The organism is Luteipulveratus mongoliensis (genome assembly GCF_001190945.1).
GTDB classification, from domain to species: domain Bacteria; phylum Actinomycetota; class Actinomycetes; order Actinomycetales; family Dermatophilaceae; genus Luteipulveratus; species Luteipulveratus mongoliensis.
In genome coordinates this window covers 1,016,938-1,031,610 of record NZ_CP011112.1, presented here as the reverse complement: position 1 = coordinate 1,031,610, position 14,673 = coordinate 1,016,938, and the positions used below count along the sequence as shown (strand labels likewise).

The following is a 14,673-nucleotide window of genomic DNA, read 5'->3' as shown; positions in this document are numbered from 1 at the left end:
CCAGCGGTGGGGCTGGCGCTCCGGCTACTCGACCAGCGGTGGGGCTGGCGCTCCGGCTACTCGACCAGCGGAGTCGCAGTCGCGTCCCAGGCCTCGATGACACCGGTGGCCGGAATCGGCGCCCGTGGTGCGCGTACAGATCGGCCGGTCGCCGTGGACAGGAAGATCTGGTCCCGCAGACGCTCGTCCATCACGACGGGGATGTGCACCTCGGCGCGGCCGGGCCAGCCCAGCTCGCGAACGGCCCGGGAGAGCTGAGTGAGCCCGTCGGGCCGTCCCTCCAGGTCCGACGAAGCCTTCTCCCGCTCCTCCCTGGTGCTGCCGATGGGCGCGACCCCGATCCGCAGAGTGCCGCCGGCGTCGGGTGCCACCCAGACGGTGGTGTAGCCGAGGCTTCGCAGGCGCGCGACCCCTGGGAGGAGCTGCCGCGCCTGGGCGACCGAAGCCTTGATCTCGCCGTCGTCCCAGGTCACGTGGATCGTGCGGACTCCGGCCTTCCCTGCCGATGCGAGGACGCCGGGGAGCTGGTCGTACGACGTCCGCAGCTCGACCGAGAGCAGGCCGGTGTCCGCGTAGCGCACCACGGTCTCCCCCACGCTCACCTGCCGGACCAACGCCACCGCTCGCGCCGGATCGCTGGTCCCGGAGATCGTGGTCGAGTCCTCGTCGTCCCGGCCGACGGTCGCGCTGATCATGCTGCCCGGATCCGCCAGGCTGCGCGCCTGCGACATCGCCGGACCGACCTCGGCGAGACCGGACGGATAGACGGTGATGTCGGTGTCCCGCGGGTCGGAGCCGAACCGGACGCTCGGGTGCCAGCGTTGCAGCAGTTCGAGCCGAGCCAGACGACTCAGCAGGTCCTGCGACTCGCGGGCGCCGCTGATGGACACCTCGTCCGGCACGACCACGCCACCGCGAGGACCGCGAACCCAGAGCCGGCTGCCGCTCATCGGCCAGCTGTCGGCGGCGGCGAGCGCCGTCAGCACCGTCCGTGCCGTGCTGACGGAGGTGCCGGCCGTCGGCACGCGGACGTCGACCGGGCCGGCCGAGTCGGTGGGCACGTCGATCGTCGTGCCGGGCTGTACGTCCACGGACCCGACGGCGTGCAGCAGCGCGGGGGTCTCGTCCCCCGCGAACGAACGGGCCTGGCTGATCACGGCTCTCGCGACACCGACCGTGATCGTGCTGTGCTCCCGAGTCTCGGCGTACCGATCCTGCAGACGTCGTACGACGCCTCTCACCTGATCCTCCGAAGAGGCCGGGGCCATGGCGACCCGTTCAATACCTTCTTCGTGGTCGGTCCAGGCGGCGTCGACACCTGGCAGTGACTGAACGTTGGCGACGAACTGCTGAGTGCGATGCGCGTCGCCGGTCCACCATCGGTAGGTCGACCAGCCGACGACCGCGAGCACCGCGATCAGGCCAACTGCGGCCAGGCGACGGACTGCCGTACGCGTCATCTCGGCTTCACGTCCGAGGTGGCGGTCGCGTTCCAGGCCTTGACGAAGAGCACCTTCGTCGCGGCCGGGAACGACTGAAAGGTGTTGTCGGTGACCTTGCCGGCTGTGCCCGTCGCGGTCGAGCTGAACTGCACGATCGCGGCCTTGGTCACGTCCGCGCCCTCCGGAGGCAGCTGGACCAGCGACACCTGTGCCGTGCCCGGCCAGGGCATCGAGCGGATCATTCGGGCTGCGGCCGTCACGTTCTGAGCGTTGAGGTCGGTGCCCTCGGGGAGACCCAGGCTCACGCTCGCAGTCCCTCCCGGGCTGCTCTGCCAGAGGACGGCGTAGCCCTGCAGCTCCAGCGCGGCAATGCGTGGTGCCTGGCGCTCGAGCTCGGCCGTCGTGCCCGCGAATCTGCCGTGGTCCCAGCTGGTTCGGACCCGGCTCCCCGAGGGGAGTGCGGGCGAGAGCCGGCGTACGGCAGCGGACAGGTCGGGCAGGTCGCGCGCGCCCTTCACCTCGACCGTGACGAAGTCCAGCTCCGTGCTGACCGACGAGACCGGGAAGCCGCGCTGGTCGAGCTGCTGGATCACGCGTGCGGCGAATCGCGGGTCTGCCTGGCCGTCGATCGTGAGCGGTCGCGGCCCATTGAGCTCGACGCTGGCTGAGGCGTCCTCGCCCGGCCACGCCGCCCGAGCGGCCGACTGAACGGTCCGCATCGCCGCGACGGCGTCCGCAGGCTTGGCGTCGCGCAGCTCGAGCCGCACGCTGTGACGCCCGACATCGACGTGAGGACCGGACGGCGCCAACGGCGCGAGTCGTGCGAGGAGCGTCCCTGCGGACTTGAGATCGCTGCCCGTGGACAGCTCGACGACACCGGGCGCTGCGTCCCCGCCGACGCTCACGTGCGTATCGCTCAGGTCCGCGGCGAGCAGGCGGCGTACGACCTCGGAGGCCACGGGGATGGCCTCGGCGCGAGGGACGTTGACCGCCACCTGCCCGCTACCGAACGTCTCGGCCTCGCCGCGGGACAGAGTCGCGAGGGCTGTCAGGATGCGGGCTGCCTGCTGGGGGTCGCCGTCGTTATCGGTGACCAGAGCGTGGGCGTGCCCGGCCGACACGTCGACGCGGGGTCCGTTCGTGCGTTCGGCGTACGCACCGGCGCGGTCGATGAGATCCCGGACGTCGTCGGTCCGGGCTTCCGGACGCAGGGCGACGATGAGGTCCGGGTCATCCGAGGTCGGGTCGGTCACGACGACGCGTTCGACGCCGGGCATCGTGCGCAACGATGCAGCTTGCTCGCGAGCCCGATGAATTGCACTCCCGCTCGACACCTGCCAGCCGACGAGGAGGGCGCCGAGCACCGCGACCAGCCCGAGGGCGGCCCACACGCGCTCTGCTCGTCGGCTCATCCGCGCGAGCCTAGCCCCGCCCCACCATTTCGCTGGTCGAGTAGGCGAGGCGTGAGCCGAGCCGTATCGAGCCAGGTGCACGCGGTCACCTGGTCTCGATACGGCCTCGCCTAGCGGCTCGACCTACTCGACCAGCGAGTGGGCGTGCTTAGGGTGAGGCCGTGACTGTGACTTCTGGCGAAGAGCGTGTGTCCGCTGCGCTGCGTGAGTCAGGTATCGAGCACACGATCACCCGCCACGGACCGGTCGGTTCACTCGCCGAGGCAGCCGAGGCTCGCGGGATCCAGCCCCGCGACATCGTCAAGACGCTCGTGGTCCGACGCGGCGAGGGCGACTTCATCTTCGTGCTCGTGCCCGGCGACCGCCAGATCTCCTGGCCCAAGCTGCGGGCGCTGCTCGGCGTGAGCCGACTGTCCATGCCGGACGCCGAAACCGCCCGGGGCGCAACGGGTTACGAGCGCGGCACGATCACGCCGTTCGGCTCGACCACAGCGTGGCCGGTCGTCGCCGACGCCACGATCGCCGGTCGTACGGTCTCGCTCGGCGCGGGAGCCCACGGAGTCGCCGTGACCACGGCAGCCGACGACGTCGTACGCGTGCTGGAGGCTCAGGTGGCCGACGTCACCGAGCCGGCGTGACCTCCCGGTCGGCCGCGGAGTCCTCGGCCGGCGAGCCCTCAACCCGGTAGCGCTCGATGACCGCGCCCAGCGCATCGCGGGTGGCGCTCAGACACGCCATCTGCTCCTCGATCCGGGACTGCTCGGCCTCGAGGCGCTCGGCCAGCCACGGCGTACGGATGGACTCGTCCGCGACGCACGGCAGCACCTCGCGGATGGTGTCGCTGGACAGGCCGGCGCCGAGCAGGTTGCGGATGAGGCGGACGCGCTCGATCGTCGCGTCGGCATAGAGCCGCTGGCCGCTCGGACTCCGTTGACTCGCCATGAGGCCCTGCTGCTCGTAGTAGCGCAGCGATCGCGGGCTGGCACCCGTCGCTGCGGACAGATCGCCGATACGCATCGAGATCCTTTCGGTCGAAACGCTTGCCTCTGACATTGATGTCAACTTTTAGCCTGCCATCATGACCGCGATTTCACTAGAGCCCGCACAGCTGAACCCGGCTACTCGGGGCCTCTTCGAGCCCACGACCATGGCCGGCATCCCGCTGCAGACGTCGTTCGCGATGGCACCGATGACGCGCGAGCAGTCACCAGATGGTGTGCCGACCTCGGCCGTCGCCGACTACTACCGGCGCCGTGCCGAAGGCGGCGTCGGCCTGATCATCACCGAGGGCATCCTCGTCGACCACGAGAGCGCCGGCCACGAGACGGACATCCCGCGTCTCTCCCGTCCCGCATCCGCCGCCGGCTGGAAGCAGGTCGTCGACGAGGTCCACGCCACGGGCGGCGCGATCCTGGCGCAGCTGTGGCATCAGGGCAGCGAGCGATCGGCCGATGCCGGGCCTGTCTGGACGCCGTCGGGGGTCCGCGAGGACGGTCGGCCCTGCGGTCGGGCCATCACCATCGCCGACATCGACCACCTCATCAGCCTGTACGCCGACGCGGCCCGGGCAGCGCACGGCGCCGGTTTCGACGGGGTCGAGATCCACGCGGCGCACGGTTACCTGCTGGACGAGTTCCTGTGGGCGGCGACGAACCGGCGTACTGACCGATACGGAGGCTCTGCGGATGGCCGCACCCGCCTGGTGACCGAGATCGTGGCCGCCGTCCGCGACGCGACGACGCCGAACTTCCCTGTGGGAGTGAGGTTCTCGCAGTTCAAGGAACGTGAGTTCGCGGCCAGGATTGCATCGACGCCGGATGAGCTCTCGCGTCTCCTGACACCGTGGGTCGAGGCCGGCGCGAGCATGCTGCACGCCTCCACGCGGCGCCTCTGGGAGCCGGCGTTCGACGGCTCGGCGCGTACGCTCGCCGGCTGGGCGAAGGCGATCACCGGTCTGCCGACAATTGCCGTCGGCTCTGTGGGACTGACCGCGGATGGCGTGCACGACGGGCCATCCACGACAACGCTCGCAGCGATCAGTGCTCTCAGAGACTCGGGCGAGCTCGACCTGGTCGCCCTCGGACGAGCGCTGCTGGCCAACCCGGCGTGGGTGCGACACGTCGGTGCTGGGCGGCTCGACGAGCTGGTCGACTACCGCAAGGAGCAGGAGTCCGTTTTCGCCTGACCGGGTCGAGTCGGTGCGTCTTACCGTGCACCCCACCGCACGGTAAGACATACAGACCGACGGCGTGCCTGGTCAGGCTCAGGACAAGGCGGGCTCTCGAACGGGCTCGATCATCGCCTCGGGCGGGTTGCTGGTCCGGCGCGCCCAGGGGTAGTAGATCGCCCCGGTCAGCACCAACCCGACGATCCACGAGATGTCAGCGCCACCAAGGGCATCCGTGATCGGGCCGGTGTAGAGCGACTGCGCGAGGAACGGGATCTGCGCGAGAACACCGACGACATAGGTGACGAGTGCCGTGACGTTCCAGGCACCGTACCGACCATTCTGATCGAAAAGTGCTGGTATGTCTACGCGTTCGCGCGAGACCAGGTAGTAGTCGACCAGGTTGATCGCGCTCCACGGCGTGAACACCATCAGCAGGAGCAGCACGAAGTTCTTGAAGTTGTCGAGGAAGTCGGCGCTGGCAGCCAGGGCGATCACCACGGAGACGGCAAGGAACGCGAAGACGCACGCCATGCGTACGACCGGGCGCACAATGTTGCTGCGCGTGAACGCCGTCGCCGTGGTCAGCATCGTCATCGACCCGCCGTACGCGTTGAGCGTGTTGACCGTCAGCTTGCCGACCACGATCACGAGGTAGATGACGAACGCGATCGCGCCTCCGCCGGCGAGGTCGCCGACGTAGCCGACCTGGTTGTCGAGGAAGCCGCTCTTGGGCACCGATGCGATGAGTGCGCCTAGCGACATCGACCACATCGAGCCGAGCACGCTGCCGGCGAGGGTCGCCCAAAACGTGGTGCGCTCAGGGGTGTTCGCGGGCAGATAGCGCGAGTAGTCGGCGACGTACGGCCCGAACGTCAGCTGCCAGCCGGCGCCGAGCGCGATCGCGAGCAAGAACGCCACGCCGTCGAACTCCGGGTGGCCGAGCAGCGTCGAGGCGCCCTGGTCGGCGAACAGCTTGATGGTGAGGTAGGCGAAGCCGAGGATGCCGAGCACGCTGGCGACCTTGCCGAGCGCATGGATCCAGCGATAGCCGAACGCGGCCACCACGAACGTCAGCAACCCGAAGATCACGATCCCGACCCACGAGGCGTCGACGTGCAGGATCTTGTTGATCGCCTGCCCCGACAGGACTGTGCCGGTGGCGGCGAACCCGAGGTACATGACGATCACCAGCACGAGCGGCAGCGCAGCACCCAAGACGCCGAACTGCGCTCTGCTGCTGATCATCTGGGGCAGGCCGAGCCGCGGACCCTGCGCCGAGTGCAGCGCCATGACGGCACCGCCGGCGAGGTTGCCGATGAGCAGTCCGACGATTGCCCAGACCGCGTGCGCACCGAACACCACGGCCAGCGCACCGTCGACCACCGCAGTGATCTGCATGTTGGCCCCGAACCAGAGCGTGAACTGGTTGCGCGGGCTCCCATGTCGCTCACTGTCGGGGACCGGGTCGATGGTGCGACGTTCGATCGTGGTGCCGGTGCCCATCGGCGTCTCCTCAGCTCTCGTTCATCGGGACGCGGATGCCCTGCTGCTCGGCAGTCCGGTCGGCGATGTCGTAGCCGGCGTCGACGTGCCTGATGACGCCCATGGCCGGGTCGTTCGTCAGCACCCGCGCCAGCTTTTCGGCCGCGAGGTCGGTGCCGTCGGCGAGGCTGACCTGGCCGGCGTGCAGCGAGCGGCCGATGCCGACGCCACCGCCGTGGTGGATCGACACCCAGCTCGCGCCGGACGACGTGTTGACCAGGGCGTTGAGCAGCGGCCAGTCGGCGATCGCGTCGGATCCGTCTGCCATTGCTTCGGTTTCGCGGTACGGCGACGCGACGGAGCCGGTGTCGAGGTGGTCACGACCGATGACGATCGGCGCGGAGATCTCACCGCTCTTGACCAGGTCGTTGAACGCCAAGCCCGCCTTGTCGCGCTCACCCTGACCGAGCCAGCAGATGCGAGCAGGCAATCCCTGGAACGCAATTCGCTCCTGCGCACCCTTGATCCAGGTGTGCAGCCGCTCGTTGTCCGGGAACAGCCTGAGCACGGCGCGGTCGGTGGCGGCGATGTCCTTCGGGTCACCGGACAGCGCGGCCCAGCGGAACGGGCCCTTGCCCTCACAGAACAACGGCCGGATGTACGCCGGTACGAACCCTGGGAACTCGAACGCCCGGTCGTACCCACCCTGGCGGGCCTCATCGCGGATCGAGTTGCCGTAGTCGAAGACCTCGGCACCGGCGTCCTGGAACTCCACCATCGCCTGCACGTGCTTGGCCATCGACGCCCGCGCCCGGTCGGTGAACTCCTCGGGCTTCTTCTCGGCGTACTCGTGCCACTCCTCGAGGCCGATGCCCTCGGGGAGGTACGACAGCGGGTCGTGCGCCGACGTCTGGTCGGTGACGATGTCGATGGGCACGCCGCGACGCAGCAGCTCGGGGAAGACCTCAGCCGCATTGCCGACGACGCCGACGGACCAGCCGCGCTTCTCGTTCTTGGCCTTCAGCGCCTTCTCGACCGCGTCATCGAGATCGTTGGCCACCTCGTCGAGGTAGCGGTGCTCGACCCGGCGACGCAGACGCGTCTCGTCGACGTCCACGACGATGCTCGCGCCACCGTTGAGCGTGATCGCCAGGGGCTGAGCGCCGCCCATGCCGCCGCAGCCGCCCGTCAGGGTGAGCGTGCCGGCGAGGGTCCCGTTGAACCGCTTGTCGGCGATCGCGGCGAACGTCTCGTAGGTGCCCTGGACGATGCCCTGGGTGCCGATGTAGATCCACGAACCCGCGGTCATCTGGCCGTACATCGTGAGACCGAGGTGCTCGAGGCGGCGGAACTCGGGCCAGTTCGCCCAGTCTCCAACGAGATTCGAGTTCGCGATGAGCACGCGGGGCGCCCACTCGTGCGTCTGCATCACACCGACGGGCTTGCCCGACTGGACCAGCATGGTCTCGTCCGGCTTGAGCGTGGTCAGCGTGCGGACCATGGCGTCGAACGACTTCCAGTCGCGCGCCGCACGGCCGGTGCCGCCGTAGACAACCAGGTCGTCCGGGCGCTCGGCCACCTCGGGGTCGAGGTTGTTCTGCAGCATGCGCAGCGGAGCCTCGGTGGTCCACGAACGCGTCGTCAGCTGGGTCCCTCGGTTCGCCCGTACGGGCCTGGCGCCTTGCATGGTCAGTCTCCTTGACGATCGATGTGAGTCTTCATGCCCTCCAGGGCATGCGATGACAGGTTGATCAGTCCGGCCGATCGGCCGGGTCGATCGTGTGATCAGTCCGGACGATCGGCGAGCGCGGCCCGGCTCAGCTCAGCGGCCATCACGACGCCGGACGTGATCTCCTCGGGCAGGTCGTTGAGGTCGAACCATCCGACCTGGTCGATCTCTCCGTCGTTCGGCGCGACCGGCTCGGTGTCGACCGCAGCCTCGAACAGCAGGCCGATGCCGTGCCGTTCGGTGCCGTCCGGAGTCATGTAGACGTTGTCGTCGACGCCGATCACTGCACCGACCACGGCGTCGCAGCCAGTCTCCTCACGGACTTCACGTCGTACGCCGTCTGCCGGACTCTCCCCGAAGTCCAGGCCGCCGCCCGGGAGAGTCCACTTGTGCTGCGCCGGGCCTCGCGAGACCTGGTGGACGAGGAGGATCCGGCCGTCGCGGATGCACACGCCGTACGCGGCGACCCGGACCTTGCCCGGTGCGGGGCTCACTGGAGCGGTCCCGTCACGGTCTCGACGGCGGCTAAGGCATCACCGGTGGCGACCAGCTGGACGGCGTTCTCGATCTCGGGTGCGAGATGTCGGTCCGTGCCTGGTCCTTCCGTGGTCTCACGAAGCACGGCGACGACAGCCGCCGTTGCAGGTGCCGGTTTGAGCGGTGTGCGCATATCGAGTCCCCTTGCAGCAGTGAGCAATTCGATGGCGAGTACGCGGGTGAGGCCGTCGACCGAGCGGCGCAGCTTGCGTGCTGCGGACCACCCCATCGACACATGGTCCTCCTGCATCGCGCTCGATGGGATCGAGTCGACCGATGCGGGGTTGGCGAGGCGCTTCATCTCGGAGACGATCGCGGCCTGGGTGTACTGGGCGATCATGTGCCCCGAGTCGACGCCGGGGTCGTCGGCCAGGAACGGGTTGAGCCCGTGGTTGCGCGCCTTGTCCAGGAACCGGTCGGTCCGTCGCTCGCTGATGCTGGCCAGATCGGCGGCGACGATCGCGAGGAAGTCGAGGACGTACGCGACGGGCGCGCCATGGAAGTTGCCGTTGGACTCGACGCGGCCATCACGGGTGACGACCGGGTTGTCGATCGCGGAGGCGAGCTCGCGGGAGGCGACCTGGGCGGCGTACTCGACGGTGTCGCGCGCACCGCCGGCAACTTGGGGCGAGCAGCGCAGCGAGTAGGCGTCCTGTACGCGGGTGCACGCCTCGGGGTCACGGTGTGACTCGCGAATAGGACTGTCCGCCATGATCTTTCGCAGGTTGGCGGCACTCAGCGCCTGACCCGGGTGCGGGCGGATCGCGTGGAGGTCCTCCGCGAAGACGTCATCCGTGCCGAGCAGACCCTCGACCGACATAGCCGCCGTGACGTCAGCGGTCTTGAGCAGGCGCCGGAGATCGGTGATCGCGAGCACCAGCATCCCGAGCATGCCGTCGGTGCCGTTGATGAGAGCGAGGCCCTCCTTCTCGGCAAGCTGGACCGGCTGAATACCGTTGTCGCGCAACGCTTCTGCCGTGTCGAGCAGATTGCCTTCGCGGTCGCGCACCTGCCCCTCGCCCATCACCGCGAGCGCACAGTGCGCGAGTGGGGCGAGGTCGCCGGAGCAGCCGAGCGAGCCGTACTCGTGCACGACGGGGGTGAGCCCGGCGTTGAGCAGGTTGGCGTACGCCTGTGCCGTCTCCTCGCGTACGCCGGTGTGACCGGTCGCGAGAGTCGACAGGCGCAGCAGCATCGTCGCGCGGATGACCTCGCGCTCGACCTCGGGCCCGGAACCGGCCGCGTGGGAGCGGACCAGGCTGCGCTGCAGCTGAGCGCGCAGGTCGAGTGGGATGTGCCGCGTGGCCAGTGCGCCGAAGCCGGTCGAGATGCCGTAGTGCGGGATGGCATCGGAGGCGAGATCCTCGATCACGGTGCGCGCCCGGCGTACGGCATCGAGCGCTTCGTCGGAGAGCCGCACGGGTGCGTCATGGCGGGCGACGGCCACCACATCGTCGAAGGACAGCGGTCCGGTGCCGATCATGACGCCGGTGCGGGTGGCGATGTTGCTGGTCATGCCACCCATTGGAGCGTTGATCCAGGGTGAACGGCGGCTTGCGGGCCACGTGCCTGTCTCAGATGCGAGACGCCGGCCATGCGACGAGCGATGATAGGTGGGTGACGACTCGGGGGTGTGGCTAGTGCTCGGAGTCCTCGCCCTGCTCTTCGTGGTCGCCGCCGTCGCCGCCGTCGCGGTGCCGCTCGGGCTGGTCCTCGTCGCGATCGTCTACGCGGGGACCGCCGGGCTCACCGATTCCGAGCGAGATCGGACACCGCGTCCGGGTCCGTCCGTCGGCGCGCTCGCGTTCGGCTGGCTCGCTGGCCCAGTCCTGGTGTGGTGCGCCATCTGGGTCAGCGCCCATCTGAACCTGGCCTGGCCGCACGAGCTGATCGAGAGCTGGCCGCCCTTCGCACTGGCGTGCCTGGCCGCCGCCGGCGTGAGCACGCTGATCGTCACTCGTCATGCCACACCGGGCACGCTCTGGCTGTCGGCCTTCGCCATCGGACCCGCTGCCACGGCAGTCGTCTGCCTGGGCTGGACTGTCTACAGCTCGACAAGCGGTGCGCAGGAGCAGGTCCGCTCACCCAATGGGACGTACACCGCGGTCGTGTCATACAGCGGCTTCCTCGACCCGGACTGGGTAGTCAGCGTGCGCAGCGGCAGTGGCTGGCTGGGACACGAGTTCTTCGTGCGCTGCGGTTCCGGCGACGACATCGCCGGGGCGCCGACCATCAACTGGGGCAGGAACAACACTCTGCTGCTCGACGGAGAGTCCGTGCTCCTTTCCGACTCCGGCAAGCCCGCCGACCCCACCTCGACCTGCATGTCACACGGCTCGACGGCGACCATCCTCACCGCGAGGAGCCCACGATGAGCAATGCACCAGCGGCCGTTCAGGCGATCTCCGTGCTGCAGCTGCTCGCCCGGCACGCTGAGCCGATGCCGGCCGCCGCGATCGCCCGTGATCTCGGGCTACCGCGGTCATCGACGTACCACCTGCTCAACGTGCTGCGCGACGCCGGCTTCGTCAGCCACCTCGGCGACGACCAGCGCTGGGGACTCGGCGTCGCGGCGTTCGAGCTCGGCTCCGCCTACTCGAGACAGGCTCCGCTCCAGCGGATCTCCCGTCCCGTGCTCGCGCGCCTCATCGACCAGACGACCCACAACGCCCACCTCGTCGTACTCCACGGACGCGATGTCCTCTACGTCATCGAGGAGCGCGCCCCGGGGCGCCCGTCCCTGGTCACCGACGTCGGCGTACGACTGCCCGCACAGCTCACCGCGTCCGGACTCTCGATCCTCGCCGCGCTGCCTCCACAGCAGGTCCGCGCGCTCTATCCGTCGCGCGACGACTTCGTACAGCGCCACGGACAGGGGCCGATGTCACTCACGGCCCTGCGCTCGGAGCTGTCACAGGTTCGGACGCGCGGGTACGCCGTCGAGCAGGACTCCGTCACGCCCGGTCTCGCGTCGGTGGGCGCGGCAGTGCTCGACCACAACGGGCACCCTGCGGCCGGGCTCGCCGTCACGTTCCCGCACGAGCGGGCGACCGAAGAGGAGCGCGCGGCAGCGATCTCAGCCGTACGCCGCGCCGCCGCCGACCTGTCCCGTCGCCTCGGCCACCGCTGACCCGACTACCCTGGCCACATGAGTGACGTGACCGCCGTGGTGCTCTGCGGCGGTCGCTCATCCCGCTTCGGCGCCGACAAGACTCGCGCCCCTTTCAGTGGCACCACCGTCCTGGACCACCTGCTCGATGCGCTCCCCGCGGACTGGCCGATCATCGCTGTCGGCGAGCAGCGGCGTACGGCCCGGATCGTCACCTGGACCCGCGAATCACCAGCATTTGCAGGCCCACTCGCCGGTCTCGCAGCCGCCCTCGATGCGGTCGCCAGCCCAACGATCGTCGTCATCGCCGGCGATATGCCGTACGCCGGCCGCGCGGCGCAAGCGCTCGTCGACGAGCTCGCGCGGGGCCAGACTGACGCTGTCCTCGCGACCGATCCGAGCGGGAGGCGGCAGCCGCTCCTGGCGGCCTATCGGACCGATGCCGTACGTGCCGCACTCCCCCAGCCGACCACCGAAGTACCGATGATGCGGCTCCTCGATGCCCTCACCGTGAGCGAGCTGGCGATGGACGCCGACGCGACCGCCGACATCGACGAACCGGCCGATCTCGACCGGCTCGATCAGTCGGGCAGCTCGCCCACCAAGTAGCGCTGCGCGGTCGTAGCCCTCCACGGCAAAGCGTTCGCGAGCTGCGTGCAGGATCGCCCGGCGACTCACGCGGCTCGCCACGATCGACCGGCGCGTCCGGCCCCTCCGCAACGTCGCGCTGTCTACAGTTGCACGCGTGCCGAGAGCGCGCCGGGCCCTGACGTATCGGCTGTCCGGTCTGAACGACCGATGAACGTCCACTGACGACCTCTGTGATGCGCCGCGGATGGTAGCGAGAACCGGACCGCGGCATACCAATATGGTGAGAAATCGATTTATTCTTGGCAATTCGTTGACCTTTGGATCTCTAACGTCTGGTCGGCGAGGTGGAGCCAGGATGTCCCGTACCTGCACCTCGGATCACATCATCAACGATTACCGAGGAGTCAGAAGATGACAGAGTCCCGCTCGTTCCGCCTGGTGGCGTCGGCCGTTGCCGGCACCGTGCTGTTCGCGACTGCTGGCATGGCCGCAGCGTCCGCGAACTCGATCGATGACCGCATGCCGACCACGCCCGTCGCTCTGGCGCCGCTGAAGGTCTTGTTCGACGGCCTCACGCCCCAGACCGTGAACAAGTACGACCAGTACGTCACGACCGACAAGAACGGCATGTTCGGCACGTCGATCCCCGACGCGGTCGCGCTGCTGGACGGCCCCGGCACTGCAGCTGTGCGGTCAGCCGTCAACCAGGCCAATGCCCTTCTGCGCGCTCAGCAGGGCAAGCAGACCGGAGAGGCTCTCCCCGGCAACCCGCTGTCCTACGAGACCGAGCACGGCGGCATCAGCGTCGACTGGACCGGCGTCACCGTGTGGCTGGATGGCGACGCGACCGCTGCCCTGGACAGCCTGCTCGCTCTGGGCGCCACGGCCCAGCAGGTCCTCGACTTCCTGAGCTCCAACGGCATCGCGCTGCCGCCCGGCGCTGGTCCGGTCGCGGGCGCTGTTGCCGCCGCCGTTCTCGCCCTGAAGGACCGGCTCGAGGAGTGCAAGGGCACGGACGGCTTCACGCTCAAGGTGACCGTGACCGGTCAGGTGACCTGCACCCCGCGCAACTGACGAGTACGGCGAGGGGCTGCGTCCGCCGGGCGCGGCCCCTCGCCATGTCGTACGCGCCGCGCGGCCCCTCGCCATGTCGTACGCGCCGCGCGGTCGCCCGCGGGGCTAACGTCGTAGCCGTGAAGGCGATCACGATCCCGGAGTTCGGCGATGAGGACGCACTGTCCCTCGCCGAGGTGCCCACCCCTGAGCTGCGCGACGGCGAGGTGCTGGTCGATGTTGCGGCGGCGGGCGTGAATCGTGCGGATCTCGTTCAACGCCAAGGGTTTTACCCGCCACCAGAGGGCGAGTCGGAGCTGCCGGGCCTGGAGGTCAGCGGGACGATCAGCGCCGTGGCGGCGGGCGTCGAAGGGTGGCAGGTCGGCGACCAGGTGTGCGCCTTGCTCGCCGGCGGTGGCTACGCCGAGCAGGTCGCGGTGCCCGCCGGCCAGCTCCTGCCGGTCCCGTCGGGCGTCGACCTGATCGATGCGGCCGCGCTGCCTGAGGTGACGTGCACGGTCTGGTCCAACGTCTTCCTGACCGCCAACCTCCAGCCCGACGAGGTCCTCCTCATCCACGGTGGGTCGAGCGGCATCGGCACGATGGCGATCCAGCTCGCCAAGGCCGTCGGCGCTCGGGTGGCCGTGACGGCCGGCACCCAGGACAAGCTCGAGGCGTGCGCGGCCCTCGGCGCGGAGATCCTGATCAACTACAAGGAGCAGGACTTCGTCACCGAGATCGCCGCTGCCACGGACAAGGCCGGCGCCAACGTGATCCTCGACGTGATGGGCGCGAAGTACCTCGACCGCAACCTCGACGCACTCGCCACGAACGGGCGGCTGATCGTGATCGGCATGCAGGGCGGCCTGGTCGGTGAGCTCAACCTGAGCAAGCTGATGAGCAAGCGCGCGGCTGTCATCGCAACCTCATTGCGTGCCCGACCGAAGGCCGAGAAGGCGACCATCGTGGCTGCCGTCCGCGAGCACGTCTGGCCGATGATCAGCGCCGGCGAGGTCCGCCCGGTCGTCTACAAGCGGCTGCCCCTCGCCCAGGCCGGCGACGCACACCGACTGATCGCCGAGTCCTCCCACATCGGCAAGGTCCTGCTGACCACCTGACCCGCTCGTGGGCTGAGCCGGCGGATCGAC

14 protein-coding genes are annotated in these 14,673 nt (G+C 69.2%); 7 read left to right on the top strand and 7 right to left on the bottom strand.

Annotated features, from left to right (window positions below):
- Window positions 1-56: 56 nt before the first annotated feature.
- Both VV02_RS04805 and VV02_RS04800 read right to left on the bottom strand, forming a co-directional pair.
- Window positions 57-1,460, bottom strand: a complete 1,404-nt coding sequence (locus VV02_RS04805) for a hypothetical protein (RefSeq protein WP_052590228.1) — start codon at window positions 1,458-1,460, stop codon at window positions 57-59.
- Window positions 1,457-2,854 carry a hypothetical protein gene (locus VV02_RS04800; RefSeq protein ID WP_157063274.1) on the bottom strand — a complete coding sequence of 466 codons (1,398 nt, stop codon included), beginning with the start codon at window positions 2,852-2,854 and terminating at the stop codon, window positions 1,457-1,459. Before VV02_RS04800 ends, VV02_RS04805 begins: the two co-directional genes overlap by 4 nt.
- 161 nt (window positions 2,855-3,015) lie before the next feature.
- Between VV02_RS04800 and VV02_RS04795 the strand changes: the two genes are divergently transcribed.
- Entirely contained in the window at window positions 3,016-3,492 is a 477-nt protein-coding gene (locus tag VV02_RS04795; RefSeq protein WP_245632997.1) for an aminoacyl-tRNA deacylase, read from the top strand.
- Here the strand turns inward: VV02_RS04795 and VV02_RS04790 are convergent.
- Complete coding sequence (locus VV02_RS04790; protein ID WP_052590225.1) at window positions 3,476-3,871, bottom strand: MerR family transcriptional regulator; 396 nt, start codon at window positions 3,869-3,871, stop codon at window positions 3,476-3,478. The two genes, VV02_RS04795 and VV02_RS04790, sit on opposite strands and share 17 nt — an antisense overlap.
- Before the next feature lie 61 nt (window positions 3,872-3,932).
- Here VV02_RS04790 and VV02_RS04785 point away from each other — a divergent pair, with 61 nt between their 5' ends.
- Complete coding sequence (locus tag VV02_RS04785) at window positions 3,933-5,039, top strand: oxidoreductase (protein ID WP_052590224.1); 1,107 nt, start codon at window positions 3,933-3,935, stop codon at window positions 5,037-5,039.
- Window positions 5,040-5,117: 78 nt separating this feature from the next.
- Here the strand turns inward: VV02_RS04785 and VV02_RS04780 are convergent, their stop codons facing one another.
- The 4 genes from VV02_RS04780 to hutH form a co-directional block, all read right to left on the bottom strand.
- On the bottom strand, window positions 5,118-6,527 hold the full coding sequence (locus VV02_RS04780; protein WP_052590223.1) for a purine-cytosine permease family protein: 1,410 nt from the start codon (window positions 6,525-6,527) through the stop codon (window positions 5,118-5,120).
- A 10-nt stretch (window positions 6,528-6,537) separates the two neighbouring features.
- Window positions 6,538-8,193: a urocanate hydratase gene (hutU, locus tag VV02_RS04775; RefSeq protein WP_052590222.1), complete on the bottom strand. Its 1,656-nt coding sequence runs from the start codon at window positions 8,191-8,193 to the stop codon at window positions 6,538-6,540.
- Between the two features lie 98 nt (window positions 8,194-8,291).
- Window positions 8,292-8,729 carry an NUDIX hydrolase gene (locus VV02_RS04770; protein ID WP_052590221.1) on the bottom strand — a complete coding sequence of 146 codons (438 nt, stop codon included), beginning with the start codon at window positions 8,727-8,729 and terminating at the stop codon, window positions 8,292-8,294.
- Window positions 8,726-10,288, bottom strand: coding sequence for a histidine ammonia-lyase (hutH, locus tag VV02_RS04765; protein WP_083450470.1), 1,563 nt, complete (start codon window positions 10,286-10,288; stop codon window positions 8,726-8,728). Before hutH ends, VV02_RS04770 begins: the two co-directional genes overlap by 4 nt.
- 97 nt (window positions 10,289-10,385) lie before the next feature.
- Between hutH and VV02_RS04760 the strand changes: the two genes are divergently transcribed.
- The 5 genes from VV02_RS04760 (at window position 10,386) to VV02_RS04740 (ending at window position 14,643) form a co-directional block, all read left to right on the top strand.
- Window positions 10,386-11,147, top strand: a complete 762-nt coding sequence (locus VV02_RS04760) for a hypothetical protein (RefSeq protein ID WP_157063273.1) — start codon at window positions 10,386-10,388, stop codon at window positions 11,145-11,147.
- On the top strand, window positions 11,144-11,902 hold the full coding sequence (locus tag VV02_RS04755) for an IclR family transcriptional regulator (protein ID WP_052590218.1): 759 nt from the start codon (window positions 11,144-11,146) through the stop codon (window positions 11,900-11,902). Before VV02_RS04760 ends, VV02_RS04755 begins: the two co-directional genes overlap by 4 nt.
- A gap of 18 nt (window positions 11,903-11,920) precedes the next feature.
- A complete protein-coding gene (gene mobA, locus VV02_RS04750) occupies window positions 11,921-12,490 on the top strand; it encodes a molybdenum cofactor guanylyltransferase (RefSeq protein WP_083449909.1) in 570 nt (189 codons plus the stop codon).
- Window positions 12,491-12,883: 393 nt separating this feature from the next.
- Window positions 12,884-13,546, top strand: a complete 663-nt coding sequence (locus VV02_RS04745; protein ID WP_052590216.1) for a hypothetical protein — start codon at window positions 12,884-12,886, stop codon at window positions 13,544-13,546.
- A gap of 119 nt (window positions 13,547-13,665) precedes the next feature.
- A complete protein-coding gene (locus VV02_RS04740; protein WP_052590215.1) occupies window positions 13,666-14,643 on the top strand; it encodes an NAD(P)H-quinone oxidoreductase in 978 nt (325 codons plus the stop codon).
- The last annotated feature ends 30 nt before the right edge of the window (window positions 14,644-14,673 follow it).

What these genes read in the sequence shown, in the direction of transcription:
- VV02_RS04805 (WP_052590228.1), bottom strand. Translation starts at nt 1,460, where the DNA reads ATGACGCGTACGGCAGTCCGTCGCCTGGCCGCAGTTGGCCTGATCGCG.
- VV02_RS04800 (WP_157063274.1), bottom strand. Translation starts at nt 2,854, where the DNA reads ATGAGCCGACGAGCAGAGCGCGTGTGGGCCGCCCTCGGGCTGGTCGCG.
- VV02_RS04790 (WP_052590225.1), bottom strand. Translation starts at nt 3,871, where the DNA reads ATGCGTATCGGCGATCTGTCCGCAGCGACGGGTGCCAGCCCGCGATCG.
- VV02_RS04785 (WP_052590224.1), top strand. Translation starts at nt 3,933, where the DNA reads ATGACCGCGATTTCACTAGAGCCCGCACAGCTGAACCCGGCTACTCGG.
- VV02_RS04780 (WP_052590223.1), bottom strand. Translation starts at nt 6,527, where the DNA reads ATGGGCACCGGCACCACGATCGAACGTCGCACCATCGACCCGGTCCCC.
- hutU (WP_052590222.1), bottom strand. Translation starts at nt 8,193, where the DNA reads ATGCAAGGCGCCAGGCCCGTACGGGCGAACCGAGGGACCCAGCTGACG.
- hutH (WP_083450470.1), bottom strand. Translation starts at nt 10,288, where the DNA reads ATGACCAGCAACATCGCCACCCGCACCGGCGTCATGATCGGCACCGGA.
- VV02_RS04755 (WP_052590218.1), top strand. Translation starts at nt 11,144, where the DNA reads ATGAGCAATGCACCAGCGGCCGTTCAGGCGATCTCCGTGCTGCAGCTG.
- mobA (WP_083449909.1), top strand. Translation starts at nt 11,921, where the DNA reads ATGAGTGACGTGACCGCCGTGGTGCTCTGCGGCGGTCGCTCATCCCGC.
- VV02_RS04745 (WP_052590216.1), top strand. Translation starts at nt 12,884, where the DNA reads ATGACAGAGTCCCGCTCGTTCCGCCTGGTGGCGTCGGCCGTTGCCGGC.